Source organism: Bacteroides sp. Marseille-P8574, assembly GCF_902825465.1.
Lineage (GTDB): Bacteria > Bacteroidota > Bacteroidia > Bacteroidales > Bacteroidaceae > Bacteroides > Bacteroides uniformis.
Window position 1 is genome coordinate 1,655,657 of the sequence record NZ_CADEBE010000002.1, and the last position, 17,173, is coordinate 1,672,829.

Below are 17,173 nucleotides of genomic sequence, written 5' to 3' on the forward strand. Positions count from 1 at the left end.
CAGTAACACGGATGCAACAAAAGCTTAACATAATTTCTAATTGCATAATTCCACATAATATCGTACTTTTGGGAAGTTTTTTTAAAAAAAGTATGAAGAATAATGATTGGAAAGAACGGTTGAATATAGTCTATTCCACCAACCCGGACTACAAATATGAGATGAATGACGATGAGGAGCAAGCTACCCTCCCCCCTGCACAACAACGCTTGCGCGTGCAGCTGGACCGCAAGAACCGAGGCGGCAAAGTCGTCACTCTTGTCACCGGTTTCGTGGGCACCGACAATGGCCTGAAAGAACTGGGCAAATTGCTGAAAAGTAAATGTGGAGTGGGTGGAAGTGCCAAAGATGGAGAAATCATTGTGCAGGGCGACTTCAAACAGCGTGTCATTGACCTGCTGAAAGCTGAAGGATACACGCAAACTAAGCCCGTAGGATAAACCAAACCATCATCCGTCTCACTGCAACTGTAGAGGCATAAAAAAAGTGACCGTTTAGGAATTCAACCCCATATACGGCCACTTCTTTTTATAGAATCGTTTCTAAGCGGAATTATTCAGCGCGCAAAGTAAAACGCTTGAAGTCAACAACCTTCAATTCAGGATCAGCTTCTTTCAAGACTTCTCTAACTGTCTTCTTGCCATCCATGATGTCTTCCTGGTTCAGCAAGCAAACTTCTTTCAAGAACTTGCCAAGACGACCCTTAGCAATATTCTGAATCATTTGTTCAGGCAGATGTGCAGCCTTCTCAGCAGAAACAGTAGCAATGATTTCCTTTGCCTTTGCCACGTCTTCAGCAGTAATCCAGCCCTTGGCCATGTTGCTTTCCATGTGGTCTTCGCTGTCCACGTGAGCCGGGTTGATACCAGCCTTCTTCAAAGCGGCCTCAACAGCCTTCTGTACCTGTTCAGCTTTTGTCTTCTCTATAGCAACATCTATTTCCTTCTGCTTGATTTCTTCAGATACACCATCTTCGTCTACCGCAATCGGATTCATGGCAGCAATCTGCATGGCAATCTGCTTAGCCAGTCCTTCTTCAACAGCCTTGTTGAAAGCAACAATAGTGCAGAGACCGTTTCTGTTCATGTGGTTATAAACCACAGTGCTTGCGCCTTCTACAGTCATGTAACCATCCAGCTCCATCTTCTCGCCAGTGATACCGCTACGGTCTGTTACAGCATCCTGTACAGTACCGTTGCCCATCGGCAGAGCTTTTACTTCGTCCAGAGTCTTGCACTTGTTAGCTACGGCAAGGTCCAGAATGTCCTGAGTCAGTTTCACGAAATCAGCATTCTGAGCCACGAAGTCAGTTTCGCACTTCAAAGCGATGATAACGGCAAAGTCACCCGTAGTCTTAGCCAGCACACAGCCTTCAGAAGCCTCGCGATCTGAACGCTTAGCTGCAACAGCTTGTCCCTTCTTACGGATAATTTCCATTGCCTTGTCGAAATCGCCTTCAGCTTCAGTCAAAGCATTCTTGCAATCCATCATACCAGCACCGGTCATCTTGCGGAGCTTGGTTATATCAGCCATACTTACAGCCATAATATCTTTTTATTTAATTGTTAATAATATCCTTATAAAGTAATTGAGAGTTGAGAATAGAGAATTGAGAATTGCCGTAAAGTAACTCTCAACTTTCAATTCTCAACTCTCAACAGTATGATTAAGCCTCTTCTTCCTTCATGAAAGCAGCAGCCTTAGCGGCATTGATTGCTTCCTCGTCGGACTTGTCGAGTCTTGCTTTTGTAGCTTTCTTCTTGCCTTTGTTGGCAGGAGCTTCACCGGCAGCTTCCATGTCTACCTTTTCGGCCTTACGTTCTTCCAGACCTTCCTGCATAGCAGCACAGCAGGCATCAAGAATAACTTCTACTGACTTAGTAGCGTCATCATTTGCCGGGATTACGAAATCGATATTCGTAGGATCAGAGTTTGTATCAACGATACCGAATACTGGAATACCCAAACGGTTAGCTTCACGAACTGCGATATTTTCTTTCATTACGTCGATAACGAACAGAGCAGACGGCAGACGAGTCAGGTCAGCAATAGAGCCCAAAGTCTTGTCCAACTTTGCACGTTGACGTGAAATCTGAAGAATTTCTCTCTTGGAGAGGTTTGAATAGGTACCGTCGCTTGTCAGCTTGTCGATGGTAGCCATCTTCTTGACAGCCTTACGGATAGTCGGGAAGTTAGTCAACATACCACCCGGCCAACGCTCGATTACATAAGGCATATTTACAGATGCAGCCTTATCGGCAACCACCTGCTTAGCTTGTTTTTTAGTAGCAACAAACAGGACTTTCTTTCCTGATTTAGCGATTTGCTTCAAAGCTTCAGCAGCTTCGTCAATTTTAGCAACCGTCTTGTTGAGGTCAATGATATGAATACCATTGCGCTCCATGAAGATGTAAGGAGCCATTGCGGGGTTCCACTTTCTTTTCAAGTGACCGAAGTGGCAACCGGCTTCCAATAATGTATCAAAATTTGTTCTAGACATTTTCTTTTAAATTAATCGTTTACTTTCTTTTTTGTTTCTTCTAAACCAACCGCCGGGTAGTCTGAATCTGAAGAGTCCCGGTAGTTTAGATACTAAACGCTTTTTCAGTTGAGAGTTGAGAGGTGAAAGTCGAGAATTAAGCAACTTGTCCGCCCCAACCGTTCTCCAACTCTTAACGTTTACTGAACTGGAATCTACGACGTGCTTTCGGTTGTCCCGGTTTCTTACGTTCAACAGAACGAGGATCACGAGTCATGAAGCCTTCAGAACGGAGAGCAGCCTTGTCCTCAGCATTGATTTTCACCAGTGCGCGGGCAATTGCCAAACGCAAAGCCTGAGACTGTCCAGTGAAACCACCACCGCAGAGGTTCACTTTGATATCGTACTTTTCAGCAACACCCAGCTTGTTCAACGGCTGTTTAACTACATACTGAAGAATGCTTGATGGAAAGTACTCTGCGAGGTCTCTCTTATTAATAGTAATCTTTCCGGTACCTTCGCTTACGAAAATACGTGCAATTGCACTTTTACGTCTGCCTAATGCATTTACTACTTCCATTATCTCTTATTTAAGTATGTTAATATCAATCATTTTCGGGTTCTGAGCATCGTGTTTGTGCTCGCTACCGGCATATACATACATATTGCCCAGCAATTTTGCGCCCAACTTGTTCTTAGGCAACATACCCTTTACTACTTTTCTCAGTAACTTGTCATCACCGTTCGGTTTTGCCTGCAAACGGGCAGGAGTGATTTCTCTCTGGCCGCCGGGATAACCTGTATATGACAGATATACCTTGTCATTCCACTTGTTACCGGTTAATTTTACTTTGTCGGCGTTGATAATGATTACATTATCGCCACAATCTACGTGAGGGGTAAAGTTAGGTTTATACTTTCCTCTCAACAGTTTCGCAACTTTTGCGCCCAGACGGCCCAATACCTGGTCTGTAGCGTCAACAATGACCCATTCTTTAGTCACTGTAGCTTTGTTTGCAGAAATGGTCTTGTAACTTAAAGTATCCACTCTTAATTGTTTTTTAAAATGTTACTACTAAAATGTTTTTCTTCACCGCAAGCCAGTCATCCCGGACAATGGAAGATTAACTCGCTATGAATTAAATGCTTATCCTTTCGAGATAATAATCGGCTTGCAAAGGTACGGTTTTTCTTAGAACTGGCAAAAGTTTTCCACTTTTTTTTAGAGAGCCACTTGGCTGATATACAACAGACAAAGTTATCCTGCGGAGAAAGGGAAGAATCTCCGCAGAACAACTCTTTATGATGCGGCCTTCATCGGTCGATGCCGTCATAGAAGGCTTTCAAAGCTGCATGAGAAAGAAACGGGAAAGAAAAAGAAATATCAACGAACAAGGTCTTCGGGGAATTTTGCAGGCATGCCCACCCGCTTCCATGTTTCATGGAACCATGTATTCAGTTCATTACCATTCAAGTCCTTAGCTATAAAATACTTCAGGTACATTACCCCGTCGTCCCCTATTTCAAACTCCAGTATATTGTCTTTATGGTCCAACATGGGCAAATGGATGTTTTTCTCAATGCTTTCCTTATAGGAATTATCCGTCAGCTGCTGATAAGTCCCATATCCAGTGATGATGGCATCTTTGCCTGGAATAATTGTAAAATTGACAATACGGCCGTCATCACTCAGCACTTTAAAGGTGTTACTCGGTTTCAATATCCCGGGAACATCCGGGATTTCAGACACATAATGACATAACTGCCAAATTCCTGCCAGTTCCGCAGGCCTAAACTCTGCGCTCTCCTGCGCATTGGCTCCCGCTACCGCAAGCAGCACCGCTGCCAGCATGGTAAAGAAATAGTTCCGTTTCATATTCGTATGATGTTGGTTAACGTTATGTCGTTCCGTTAGACACAAATATAAAGATTTATTTTGAGATTATAACATTTTTAGATATAAAAAAACCGCACAAACAACAGAATGTTTGTGCGGATGATTTTATCCAGTTTGTATATTCCAAAACCTAGAACTCGGCGTTACGCGGCGTACGTGGGAACGGTATAACATCACGAATATTCGTCATGCCCGTCACGAACAGCAACAAACGCTCAAAGCCCAAACCAAATCCGGAGTGGGGACATGTACCGAACTTGCGGGTATCGAGATACCACCACATATCCTTCATCGGAATGTGAAGTTCGTCAATACGCGTCATCAGCTTGTTGTAATCCGATTCACGTTCGGAACCGCCAATGATTTCCCCAATCTTCGGGAAGAGCACATCCATGGCACGCACGGTCTTGCCGTCTTCGTTCTGCTTCATATAGAACGCTTTGATTTCCTTCGGATAGTCAGTCAGGATAACCGGACGCTTGAAGTGGTCTTCCACCAGATAGCGCTCGTGTTCGGAAGCCAAGTCAACTCCCCAGTACACCGGGAATTCAAACTTATGTCCTTTGGCAACAGCCTCTTCCAGTATCTTGATACCTTCCGTATAGGGCAGGCGCACGAAGTTTTCTTTCAAGACACCTTGCAGACGTTCAATCAATCCCTTATCAAACATGTCATTGAGGAACTTCACATCGTCGGCACAGTTGTCCAAAGCCCACTGCACACAATACTTGATGAAGTCTTCCGCCAGGTCCATATTGTCCGCAATATCATTGAACGCCACTTCCGGCTCAATCATCCAGAACTCTGCCAAGTGGCGGGGAGTATTGGAATTCTCGGCACGGAACGTAGGACCGAATGTATAGATGGCTCCCAATGCAGTAGCGGCAAGTTCGCCTTCCAACTGTCCGGAAACCGTCAGGCTGGCCTGCTTTCCAAAGAAGTCATCATCGTAAATAATGGAACCATTCTCGTCCTTCTTCAAGTCATACAGATTCTTTGTAGTTACCTGGAACATCTGGCCTGCGCCTTCGCAGTCGGAAGCCGTGATGATCGGAGTATGAAAATAGAAGAACCCTCTGTCATGAAAGAACTTGTGGATGGCAATCGCCATATTATGACGAATACGGAACACAGCCCCGAACGTATTGGTACGGGGACGCAGATGGGCTATCTCACGGAGGAACTCCATGGAATGACCTTTCTTCTGCAACGGATACGTGTTATCGCAAGTTCCCAGCACTTCGATTTCGCGGGCCTGCACTTCGGCCTTCTGACCGGAACCGACAGATTCTGTCAGCACACCGTTTACGCTCAAACAAGCACCGGTAGTAATCTCTTTCAGCATCTCCTCATCGAAGTTACCCAAGTCTACTACAATCTGCACATTATTTATTGTAGAACCGTCATTCAGCGCGATAAAGTTTACTTGCTTACTACCTCTGCGGGTACGAACCCAGCCCTTCACGTTGACCATAGCGCCAAAATCTTCACGCTTCAGCAGGTCAACAATCTTTGTTCTACTAATCTTTTCCATAAAACAGTTATTATACCTTATTATATATTACTCAAAAGAACCCATGCGCAGGAAGTTCACCTCTTGTTCCGTGAGGTAACGCCATTCGCCGCGGCGCAGGCCTTTCTTGGTTAAACCGGCAAAATACACACGGTCCAGTTTCATCACCTTGTATCCCAGCGATTCGAAGATACGACGCACGATACGATTCTTGCCGGAGTGGATTTCAATACCGACATCATCTTTCTTGAAGTCATCCGTATAGCTGATGGCATCTGCATGGATTTCCCCATCATCCAGTTGAATGCCGGCTGCAATCTGCTCCATATCGGCTTTTGTCAGGTTCTTGTCCAAATGCACATGATATATCTTCTTCTTCAGATACTTGGGATGCGTCAGCTTGGAAGCCAGGTCACCATCATTTGTCAGCAGCAACACACCTGTAGTATTACGGTCCAGACGACCTACCGGATAAATGCGTTCGTTGCAAGCGCCTTTCACCAAATCCATCACCGTGCGACGTGCTTGGGGGTCATCCGAAGTAGTCACAGTATCCTTCGGCTTGTTCAGCAGGACGTAAATCTTACGTTCTATGCTGACCGTCTGGTCGTGGAACTTCACTTCATCACCGCGTTTAATCTTGGTTCCCAATTCCGTCACGACCTCTCCGTTTACAGAAACAACTCCGGCAGTGATGAATTCATCAGCCTCGCGACGGGAACAAACACCGGCATTGGCCAGAAATTTGTTCAGACGGATAGGCTCGTTCGGGTCCACAAACTGCTCCTTATACTCTATCTGTTTCTTCTTGCTGTACTTAGCATTGGGGTCATAATCGGCCGAACGACGGACAGGACGACTATAGCTATCTCTGTTACCATATCCGCCAGGCCTTCCACCACCCGAATTGAAGCGTGGACGATAAGGACGATCACCACCCTCATTATTGTAGCGAGGACGCTGCAGACGGTCGCCATCTTCACTGTTATAGCGCGGACGATAGGGACGGTCTGTATTATAAGAACGGTCGCTGTTGTAGGAGCGGTCGCCGTTATAAGGACGTTGCGGACGGTCACCACCCTCATTGCCATAACGCGGGCGCTGCGGACGGTCACTATTATAAGGGCGTTGCGGACGGTCGCCACCTTCGCTGTTATAGCGCGGACGGTAAGGACGGTCACCCGAATTGTTTCCATAAGGGCGTTGCGGACGGTCGCCGCCTTCGCTGTTATAGCGCGGACGATAGGGACGGTCGCCATTATCGTTATTGTAACGAGGACGCTGCGGACGGTCACCATTGTCCGCACCAGGATTAAAGCGCGGGCGATAAGGGCGGTCACTGTTATAAGGACGCTGCGGGCGGTCCCCGTTTTCACTGTTAAATCTGGGGCGATAAGGACGGTCGCCATTATCACGGTTGTAAGACGGACGGCTGTAGCCACCTTCCTTGTTAAATTGGTTACCATCGCGGCCGGCACCTGAGTTCTCCTCTGCGGAAGAAGCATCACGCCAAGTTTCGTTTTCTGTACTCATTGTTTTTTATTCGAATAAAATTAAACCTTGGCCTCACGGCCATTCATTGTCTCTATTATACCTTGAATTTTATATGTTTCTATAACAATTGCCGGAGTAAAAAGTTGAAATTCCTCCGGTACACTTCTGTGGTTGCTTAAATTCCCGTATAAGTATGGGGGGTAATCACCCGCAATTCTTTCTTTATCTCTTCACTTACATTCAGTCCCTCTATAAATTCCTTGATAGACGCTTCCGTAATGGCCTGATTGGTACGGGTCAACGCTTTCAACGCTTCATAAGGATGCGGATAGGCCTCGCGGCGCAGAATGGTCTGGATAGCCTCGGCCACCACGCTCCAGCAATTGTCCAGGTCACGGTAGATGGCCGGTTCGTTCAACAGCAACTTACGCAAACCCTTCAAAGAACTTTGTATGGCAATAATGATATGCCCGAACGGCATACCCACATTGCGGAGCACGGTAGAGTCCGTCAAGTCACGCTGCAAACGGGAAACCGGCAGTTTTACCGCCAAGTGCTCAAGAATAGCATTCGCCATGCCCAGGTTTCCTTCCGCATTTTCAAAGTCAATCGGGTTCACCTTGTGCGGCATCGCGCTGGAGCCCACCTCACCGGCTTTAATCTTCTGCTTGAAATATTCCATAGAGATATATTGCCAGAAGTCACGGTTCATATCAATCATCACCGTATTGATGCGCTTCATGGCATCAAAGATGGCAGACAGATTATCGTAATTGGATATCTGGGTAGTATACTCCTCGCGTTCCAAGCCAAGCTTTTCGGAAACGAACTTATTGCCGAATGCCTTCCAGTCATATTCCGGATAAGCCACATGATGGGCATTGTAATTACCCGTAGCGCCACCGAACTTTGCTGTCACCGGACAAGCCTTCAGCGTTGCCAACTGGCGTTCCAGACGGTAGACAAACACCATTACCTCCTTGCCCAAACGGGTAGGCGAAGCCGGTTGTCCGTGTGTCTTGGCAAGCATGGGGATAGCGGCCCACTCTTCCGCATAAGCACGGAGCTGCGCTATCAGTTCCTCTATTTGAGGATAGTACACCTGCTCCAACGCCTCCTTTACAGACAAAGGAACAGACGTATTGTTGATATCTTGTGAAGTCAGACCAAAATGGATGAACTCCTTATAGTCGTCCATACCACCCAACTTGTCAAACTCTTCTTTTAAGAAATACTCCACAGCCTTCACATCATGGTTCGTCACGCTCTCAATATCCTTGATGCGTTGCGCGTCGGCTTCGGAGAAGTTACGGTAAATGTTTCTCAAGGTTTCGAAAACGCCCTTATCCACCCCTTTCAGTTGCGGCAAAGGCAGCTCACACAGCGTGATAAAGTATTCTATTTCAACTTGTACACGGTATTTAATCAGTGCAAATTCTGAAAAATAGGCAGCCAAAACATCCGTTTTGCCTCTGTATCGACCGTCAATCGGAGAGATTGCGGTAAGTAAATCAAGTTTCATACGTCGTATTTATGATGATAATTATCGGACTGCAAAATTACTGCTTTTTTCTGAGTAACAAGACATAAAGGATAAAGATTTTAAGAAAAGGAAGTTAACGGATAAAAAAATGGCCTTACAATCACTTGCAAGACCACCTTCGAATGAAAATTTCCAGTGGGCGTTGACGGATTCGAACCGCCGACCCTCTGCTTGTAAGGCAGATGCTCTGAACCAGCTGAGCTAAACGCCCTTTTGATGAACGAAAGTGCTTGGATTTTGTGTGGGCGTTGACGGATTCGAACCGCCGACCCTCTGCTTGTAAGGCAGATGCTCTGAACCAGCTGAGCTAAACGCCCGTACACTTCCGTTTCAAAAGCGATGCAAAGGTACAGCTTATTTTGACATTACCAAAACTTTTGCATAATATTTTTCGATATTTTTTTAGTCATTTAGCGACACGCTCTGTTTCTCAAGCATTTAGTACGTTCACTTTTTTGCCTCATTTTTCCGGATGACCTTTGCCGGATTACCAACGGCTATGCTATCGGATGGAATATCTTTCGTCACCACACTACCCGCACCGATGATACAACGGTCGCCGATGGTGACGCCTGGACACAGAATGGCACCGCCGCCAATCCAGCAATCCTCTCCTATCGTCACCGGATAGGCATATTCCTTTTCCGTACGACGCTCGATATAATCCATCGGATGATGGGGAGTATATATCTGTACGCATGGACCGACCAACGTATGGGCACCAATCGTGATATATCCCCCGTCCAGGAAAGTGCAATTGGCATTGACAAAGACATGCTCACCCAGCCGGATCCCATCCCCGTGGTCGCAATGGAAGGGCGGGCAGATGATGGAAGTAGCGGGAATACCTGGCACCAGTTCCTCCAGCAAACTCCGGTAATCCTCATCGTAAGTACTCATCACACGCATTTTTGCCAGCAAGCGCTTGGCATGCTCGAACTTCACCTGTATCTCCGGAACGGACATATCCGCCAACTGGGAGCTACGCATTTTTTCCACTTCATTCATATTATTTCTTCTTTTGATTCATACAGAGACTCAGCCCCGAACAAAAATACGGAAATAAACGCAGTATACCAAAAGAGCGGAAAACCTTTCGGCTTTCCGCTCCTGCAATCGTTTATAGAGCAAACAATTTATTTGTACTCCTGCCAGCTCTTAATCTGGATATCTTCCAGCTTCATTTCGCAGAATGCCTCGATAAAGGCACTTGCCAGGCGGGCATTGGTAATCAACGGAATGTTGTGGTCGATGGCACCGCGACGAATCTTGTAGCCATTGGTCAGCTCGCGTTTCGTATGGTTCTTCGGAATGTTGACAATCAGGTCGAAGGCATGGTCGGCAATCATCGTCATCACGTTGTTTTCCGCATCCGGGCGTTCATCCGGCCAGTAAACGGCTTCCGTCGTCACGCCATGGGCGTTGAGGAAAGCGGCTGTACCTGCCGTAGCATAAATCTTATAGCCTTTGGCAAAGAGCATGCGGCTGGCATCCAGCAAATCCACCTTGGACTTCATGGCTCCGGAGGAGAACATCACGCCCTTCTCGGGACGGGGGATTCTGAATCCGGTAGCAATCATGGCATTCAGCAATGCTTCGGAGAAGTCGTCGCCAATACAGCCTACCTCGCCCGTAGACGACATGTCCACACCCAATACCGGGTCTGCCTTGTGCAGACGGGAGAAGGAGAACTGGCTTGCCTTCACACCGATACGGTCGATGTCGAATGCCGACTTGTCCGGTTGTGTATAGGGAGCGTCCAGCATGATACGGGTAGCAGTCTCGATGAAGTTACGCTTCAGCACCTTGGATACGAACGGGAAGCTGCGCGATGCACGGAGGTTACACTCGATAACCTTCACCTCGTTGTTGCGTGCCAGGAACTGGATATTGAAAGGACCGGAAATATTGAGTTCCTTCGCAATCTGGCGGCTGATTTTCTTGATGCGGCGTGCCGTTGCAAAGTAAATCTTCTGTGCCGGGAATACCAGCGTAGCGTCACCGGAGTGTACACCGGCAAACTCTACGTGCTCGGAGATGGCGTATTCCACCACTTCACCGTTTTGGGCAACAGCGTCGAACTCGATTTCCTTGGTGTTCTGCAAGAACTGGGATACCACCACCGGATATTCCTTAGATACCTCAGCAGCCATCTTCAAGAAGTTTTCCAGTTCTTCTTCATCGTAGCATACATTCATCGCAGCACCGGAGAGTACGTAAGACGGACGCACCAGTACCGGATAGCCCACCTTCTCTACAAAGCCTTTCACATCTTCCAGGCTAGTGAGTTCCTGCCAAGCCGGTTGGTCGATGCCCAGCTGGTCGAGCATGGCAGAGAACTTGTTACGGTTTTCGGCACGGTCGATGGAGATGGGGGAAGTACCCAACACGGGAACTGACTGGCGGTGAAGCTTCATTGCCAGGTTGTTCGGTATCTGTCCACCCACGGACACGATGACACCGCGCGGCTGCTCCAGGTCGATAACGTCGAGCACACGCTCGAAGGAGAGCTCGTCGAAGTAGAGACGGTCGCACATGTCGTAGTCCGTAGAAACGGTTTCGGGGTTATAGTTAATCATGATGGACTTGTAGCCCAGCTTGCGGGCAGTCTGGATGGCATTCACCGAGCACCAGTCGAACTCTACAGACGAACCGATGCGGTAAGCGCCCGAACCAAGCACAACCACTGATTTTTCATTCTTATAATAGTTCACATCATAACCTTGAACGGCATACGTCATGTAGAGGTAGTTCGTCAGTTCCGGATGTTCGGAAGCCACCGTATTGATGCGCTTCACGGCGGGCAGGATGCCCAGCTCCTTACGACGGGCGCGTACGGCAAGGTTTTCCTTCTCCATATTGCCTTGCGGATTCAGCACGAAGCGGGCAATCTGGAAGTCGGAGAAGCCAAGCACTTTGGCTTCGCGCAGCACGTCGGCGGGGATGTCTTCCACCTTATTATATTGGGAAAGTTTCTGCTTGTAGTCTACGATGTTCTTCAGCTTGCCCAAGAACCAGGGGTCAATCTTGGTCAGCTCAAAGATGCGGTCGATGGCATATCCCTTTTCCAGAGCCTCGGCAATGGCAAAGACGCGCAGGTCGGTGGGATGTGACAGTTCGTAATCCAAGTCATCGAACTCCACTCCCTCATTGCCCACGAATCCGTGCATTCCCTGACCAATCATACGCAAGCCCTTCTGGATAATTTCTTCAAAGGAACGTCCGATAGACATGATTTCGCCTACCGACTTCATGCTGGAGCCAATTTCGCGGCTGACACCTACGAACTTTGTCAAGTCCCAACGCGGAATCTTGCAAATCAGGTAGTCAAGCTGCGGAGCTGCATATGCCGAGTTGGGAGTTCCCATCTCGCCGATTTGGTCGAGCGTATAGCCCAACGCAATCTTGGCAGCCACGAATGCCAGCGGATAACCGGTAGCCTTGGAAGCCAATGCGGAAGAACGGGACAGACGGGCGTTCACCTCGATGACACGATAGTCGTTTGTCTCGGCGTTGAACGCATACTGGATGTTACATTCACCCACGATGCCCAGGTGGCGGATACATTTGGTGGAGAGTTCCTGCAACATTTTCACCTGCTCGTCGGTCAATGAGCAAGTGGGAGCCACTACGATGGACTCACCCGTATGAATACCCAGCGGGTCGAAGTTTTCCATGCTTGCCACCGTGAAGCAGTGGTCGTTGGCATCGCGGATTACCTCAAATTCAATTTCCTTCCAACCCTTCAGAGACTCTTCTACCAGAATCTGCTTGGAGAAAGTGAAAGAGCTTTCGGCCAATTTAATGAAGGCTTCCTCGTCCGGACAAATACCGCTTCCCAGTCCGCCCAGAGCATAAGCCGAGCGCACCATCACGGGGTAGCCAATCTCGCGGGCTGCCTTCAGTGCGTCTTCCATGCTCTCCACAGCGTGGCTCTTCGGAGTCTTCATCGGAATCTCGTCCAGCTTCTTCACAAAGAGGTCACGGTCTTCGGTGTACATAATCGCCTCAACGGAGGTACCCAGCACGCGCACGCCATATTTCTGAAGAATTCCGTTCTGGTAGAGTTCCGTACCGCAGTTCAGCGCCGTCTGTCCGCCGAATGCCAGCAAAATGCCGTCGGGACGTTCTTTCTTGATGATTTCTTCCACGAAATAAGGAGTTACCGGCAAGAAATAAACTTGATCGGCGATACCTTCCGATGTCTGGATAGTAGCAATGTTCGGGTTTACCAAAACAGAACCGATACCTTCTTCGCGCAACGCCTTCAGCGCCTGCGAACCGGAATAGTCAAACTCTCCGGCCTGACCAATCTTGAGCGCACCAGAACCCAAGACAAGCACTTTCTTTAAATTCTTTTCCATATTCTCTTGTTGTCTATTAAGTTACGAGTTACAAGCTACGAACTACGAGTTGTAGCTATTTCACAAAAAAAATGCGTCACCCAATAAAGGATTAACGCATTACCAAAGAACTAAAAATATCTTTCTCGAAAAAAGAGAAACTGACGGCTCCCGAATGAAATTCATTCGAACGGAGGTTATATTTGCTTCTCATTTCCTGCGATTGCATAGTCTCTTTAAAATTTGTGCAAAGTAACGACTTATTTACGAAAAGAGCAAATTGTGGCATGTTTTTTTGCATAAAAGAAACGTCATCCTCCATAATAGAAGAACGACCGCCACCCGCAACCGAAATCTTTTTCCGAAAAATGCGATTCCATATAAAAAAGAAAGACTATACCTCAGTAAAGGCATTTGCAGATAAATATGAAGATTCTCCCTACCAAAACTTGCTTTTCTCGCCACGGAAACTTACCTTTGTGCCTATACAAAAATAGAACAAGGATTCTGTTTCTACAAACAAAGCTTTTATTCTTAAAAATAAAATTTCTATTCCTTGGAATAAAGGCTTTATTCTAAGATTTCTCCGCCACCAAAAGAACTTTGCTCCGCAGGGAAAAGGACTTTGCAACGAAGGAAAGAAAAGAAAGGAGAACGCAACAATGACCACACGCTACCAAATGAAAGAAATGCCCGACTTGCAAGGCACGGGCGAACCGATCACCTACCCCAAGATGGTGATGACCGGACAGACCGGCACGCGCGAACTGGCGGAATACATCGCCATGACCTCGGGATTCTCGAAAGGCGTAACCGAAGGAATTATCTGCGAGCTGGGCGAAGCCCTGGCCCACGAAATGGGAATGGGACGCTCGGTGAAGATAGAAGGATTGGGCGTATTCACCCCCGCACTGTCCATCTACCCCGACAAAGAACGCGAACAGCCCCAAGAAAGCACCACGAAGCGAAACGCACGGAGCATCTACGTAAGCGGCGTGAACTTCCGCACAGACAAGGCCTTGATTAGAGAAACCAACCATTGGTGCGAACTGGAACGTGCCTCCTGGAAACCCGCACACTCGTCGAAGAAATACACCCCCGAACAACGTCTGGCTCTAGCGCATCAGTATCTAGACAAGCACGCCTTCCTTACTGTCAGCATCTACCGGCAACTGACCGGACTCGTCCGCTCCACCGCCACTGTGGAACTGCGCAAATGGGCACATACTCCCGGCAGCGGAATCGATACAAGCGGCATCGGAAGCCATAAGGTGTACGTGAAAAGGAAAGAAAGCGTCATCCCTTGAGGTTTCGATAATTATAGGTATCTTTGCCAGCCCTAATGGCTTTTATACAATGAAGAAACTAAAAAATACATAATATGGCAAAAGAAAAAATCATCCTTACGGGCGACCGCCCCACAGGACGCCTGCACATAGGACACTATGTAGGCTCATTGAGAAGAAGAGTGGAACTGCAAAACTCCGGCTTGTACGACAAGACCTTCGTCTTCATCGCCGACGCACAAGCGCTGACGGACAATATGGAGAATCCAGAAAAGGTGCGCCAGAACGTCATCGAGGTGGCACTGGACTACCTGGCTTGCGGACTGGACCCGACGAAGAGCACCATCTTCATCCAATCCCAGATACCGGAACTCTGCGAGCTGACCTTCTACTACATGGACCTGGTGACCGTGAGCCGCCTGCAACGCAACCCGACGGTAAAGACCGAAATCCAGATGCGTAACTTCGAGACAAGCATCCCCGTAGGCTTCTTCACCTACCCCATCAGCCAGGCAGCGGACATCACCGCTTTCCGCGCCACCACCGTGCCCGTGGGCGAAGACCAGGAACCGATGATTGAACAAGCTCGTGAAATCGTACGCCGTTTCAACTATATATATGGTGAAACCCTTGTGGAACCGGAAATCCTGTTACCTGACAATGCAGCCTGCCTGCGCCTGCCGGGAACGGACGGCAAAGCCAAGATGAGCAAGAGCCTCGGCAACTGTATCTATCTTTCGGACTCTGCCGACGAAGTGCAGAAGAAAGTGAAGAGCATGTATACCGACCCCGACCACCTGCGTGTGCAAGACCCCGGAAAATTGGAAGGCAACACCGTATTCACTTACCTGGATGCTTTCTGCCGTCCGGAACACTTTAGCCTTTATCTGCCCGAATATCCGAATCTGGACGAACTGAAAGCCCACTATCAGCGTGGCGGTCTGGGCGATATGAAAGTGAAGAAGTTCCTCAACGAAATTATGCAAGAGACACTGGAGCCTATCCGCAACCGCCGCAAGGAGTTTGAAAAAGACATCCCTGCCATCTACGACATGCTGAAGAAAGGTTGCGAAACTGCCAGGGAAACTGCCGCCGCAACTTTGGATGATGTACGCAAGGCTATGAAGATAAACTACTTTGACGACGCGGAACTGATTGCAGAGCAAATAAAGAAATTTAGAGGGGAATAAGGGAAGAACACATAAGTTAATTAAGAAAAGGGGCATGCGTCACGGTAACGCATGCCCCTCGTCTTTTGTAGCTAGTAACTTGTAGCTTGTTTCTTTTATCCCGTCTCCTAGTTGGCTGATTTCACCAACACTACACGGTTCAGAATCGGTTGTCCGAACTTGTCGACACCACCACCGGCATCCACCTTCAGGCGGTCAGCAGGAATTCCGTATTGTTTTACCAATACATCGACCACGGCTTGTGCACGCTTTAAACTCAACTCTTTGTTGAATGCCGGTGTACCGGTTGCAGAGTCAGCATATCCGTTTACGGTGTAAGTGGCGTTCGGGAATTGCTTCATCTGATCTGCCAGATAAGACAAGTTCATTGCTTCACGCGGAGAAACTTCTGCAGAGCCAATCTTGAAGAATACGGTACGCGGTGCAATGTCCGGATCGGGAACAATCACTTCCGTTTCTGTAACTTCGGCCACCGGCTGGTTCTGTGCGGCAACCAGTGCATTCTGCAGCTGCTGGTTGGCAGCTCCCATCTCTGCAAGCTGTGCCTGCATGGCAGCCAGCTCTACCTGAGAAATCAACTGAGGCATCGGGCGACGGAATCCACGGGCGGGGAAACGGTATGTCAACCCTACCGTTGCACTCAGCACGCCATCATATCCATGATCGCCGCCAACTTCGCCATCGAACTTATCTTCAACGCCCATTGCGCTCAGCTCCAGGTTAATATCTATCGCATTCGAAATACGGAAGCGATTGATGATACCTGCGTTTACGGACAAAGCTTCGCGATGAGGCTTTGTGTAGTTGTGAGTGAACCCCGCACCTACATAAGGAATGATCTCATATACGCGGTGCTGGTTGTATCCTCCAAACAGCGCATTCAGATTGAACATCACATCTCCGTGCAGATTCATATAGTCGAAACGCTGTTTGTAGTAGCCGTCATCCATCTGAGTGCCTTTCACGTAGTCAGCACCTGCATCATACGTATATCCTCTTGCCTGAAGGCCGCTATATTGCAGACGTACTCCCAGTCCCGGGGTGAACCATTTGCCGATGGCAAAATTCAGCGTCGGACTGATACGCTTGCCAAAACTTCCTGCCTTATCATTATCTCCAAAAGTTGCTTCGGCACCACCGCCTATAGAGAAAAACCAATTACTCCAGAACGGATTAGTGATTACCTGATATTTATCCTGAACCTGGATAACACCAAACTCTTCCACAACTTCAGTCTTTTGCTGCGCCATGGCAACAGAAGACACACCGGCCAAAGCCAGTAACATTAGAATCTTTTTCATATACCTTAAAATAGTTAAGTGGTTAATTAAACTCTTTATCATTCAAACTGTCTAATTAACGCCAACAGAACTAAAAGGTTCTGAATATTTGTACTTTTTTTGCCTTGATGCAAAAGAAAGCACTCTT

14 protein-coding genes and 2 tRNA genes are annotated in these 17,173 nt (G+C 47.8%); 3 read left to right on the forward strand and 13 right to left on the reverse strand.

The window, feature by feature from the left end; translation table 11 throughout:
* The first annotated feature begins 92 nt into the window (after positions 1–92).
* Positions 93–440 (forward strand): translation initiation factor, encoded by a 348-nt coding sequence (locus HUX74_RS19570; protein WP_061411216.1) that lies wholly within the window; start codon positions 93–95, stop codon positions 438–440.
* Between the two features lie 112 nt (positions 441–552).
* On the opposite strand, the gene tsf is transcribed toward HUX74_RS19570, so the two are convergent.
* The 12 genes from tsf to carB all read right to left on the reverse strand — a co-directional run bounded on the left by tsf (position 553) and on the right by carB (position 13,290).
* Positions 553–1,545: a translation elongation factor Ts gene (gene tsf / locus HUX74_RS19575; protein WP_005829605.1), complete on the reverse strand. Its 993-nt coding sequence runs from the start codon at positions 1,543–1,545 to the stop codon at positions 553–555.
* Positions 1,546–1,666: 121 nt separating this feature from the next.
* Complete coding sequence (rpsB, locus tag HUX74_RS19580; RefSeq protein WP_005829604.1) at positions 1,667–2,500, reverse strand: 30S ribosomal protein S2; 834 nt, start codon at positions 2,498–2,500, stop codon at positions 1,667–1,669.
* A gap of 172 nt (positions 2,501–2,672) precedes the next feature.
* On the reverse strand, positions 2,673–3,059 hold the full coding sequence (gene rpsI / locus HUX74_RS19585; RefSeq protein ID WP_005829603.1) for a 30S ribosomal protein S9: 387 nt from the start codon (positions 3,057–3,059) through the stop codon (positions 2,673–2,675).
* Positions 3,060–3,065: 6 nt separating this feature from the next.
* Complete coding sequence (rplM, locus tag HUX74_RS19590) at positions 3,066–3,527, reverse strand: 50S ribosomal protein L13 (RefSeq protein ID WP_117600785.1); 462 nt, start codon at positions 3,525–3,527, stop codon at positions 3,066–3,068.
* Between the two features lie 336 nt (positions 3,528–3,863).
* Positions 3,864–4,355 carry a DUF4488 domain-containing protein gene (locus HUX74_RS19595; RefSeq protein WP_035450126.1) on the reverse strand — a complete coding sequence of 164 codons (492 nt, stop codon included), beginning with the start codon at positions 4,353–4,355 and terminating at the stop codon, positions 3,864–3,866.
* Positions 4,356–4,506: 151 nt separating this feature from the next.
* The gene (gene asnS, locus HUX74_RS19600; protein WP_174647264.1) at positions 4,507–5,910 is read right to left on the reverse strand and encodes an asparagine--tRNA ligase; all 1,404 of its coding nucleotides are present in this window, start codon (positions 5,908–5,910) and stop codon (positions 4,507–4,509) included.
* Between the two features lie 27 nt (positions 5,911–5,937).
* Positions 5,938–7,422, reverse strand: coding sequence for a pseudouridine synthase (locus tag HUX74_RS19605; protein WP_174647265.1), 1,485 nt, complete (start codon positions 7,420–7,422; stop codon positions 5,938–5,940).
* A gap of 136 nt (positions 7,423–7,558) precedes the next feature.
* Entirely contained in the window at positions 7,559–8,905 is a 1,347-nt protein-coding gene (purB, locus tag HUX74_RS19610) for an adenylosuccinate lyase (RefSeq protein WP_005829591.1), read from the reverse strand.
* 157 nt (positions 8,906–9,062) lie between these two features.
* A tRNA-Val gene (locus HUX74_RS19615) sits at positions 9,063–9,137 on the reverse strand.
* Between the two features lie 31 nt (positions 9,138–9,168).
* Positions 9,169–9,243 (reverse strand) — tRNA-Val (locus HUX74_RS19620).
* 130 nt (positions 9,244–9,373) lie between these two features.
* Positions 9,374–9,934, reverse strand: coding sequence for a sugar O-acetyltransferase (locus tag HUX74_RS19625; RefSeq protein ID WP_044467352.1), 561 nt, complete (start codon positions 9,932–9,934; stop codon positions 9,374–9,376).
* Between the two features lie 128 nt (positions 9,935–10,062).
* The gene (gene carB / locus HUX74_RS19630; protein ID WP_005833447.1) at positions 10,063–13,290 is read right to left on the reverse strand and encodes a carbamoyl-phosphate synthase (glutamine-hydrolyzing) large subunit; all 3,228 of its coding nucleotides are present in this window, start codon (positions 13,288–13,290) and stop codon (positions 10,063–10,065) included.
* Between the two features lie 641 nt (positions 13,291–13,931).
* On the opposite strand from carB, the gene HUX74_RS19635 reads away from it, so the two are divergent.
* Both HUX74_RS19635 and trpS read left to right on the forward strand, forming a co-directional pair.
* Positions 13,932–14,576: an HU family DNA-binding protein gene (locus tag HUX74_RS19635; RefSeq protein WP_174647266.1), complete on the forward strand. Its 645-nt coding sequence runs from the start codon at positions 13,932–13,934 to the stop codon at positions 14,574–14,576.
* A 74-nt stretch (positions 14,577–14,650) separates the two neighbouring features.
* Positions 14,651–15,745 carry a tryptophan--tRNA ligase gene (gene trpS / locus HUX74_RS19640; protein WP_138344876.1) on the forward strand — a complete coding sequence of 365 codons (1,095 nt, stop codon included), beginning with the start codon at positions 14,651–14,653 and terminating at the stop codon, positions 15,743–15,745.
* A gap of 107 nt (positions 15,746–15,852) precedes the next feature.
* On the opposite strand, the gene HUX74_RS19645 is transcribed toward trpS, so the two are convergent.
* Complete coding sequence (locus HUX74_RS19645; RefSeq protein WP_035458168.1) at positions 15,853–17,046, reverse strand: OmpA family protein; 1,194 nt, start codon at positions 17,044–17,046, stop codon at positions 15,853–15,855.
* Positions 17,047–17,173: the final 127 nt, after the last annotated feature.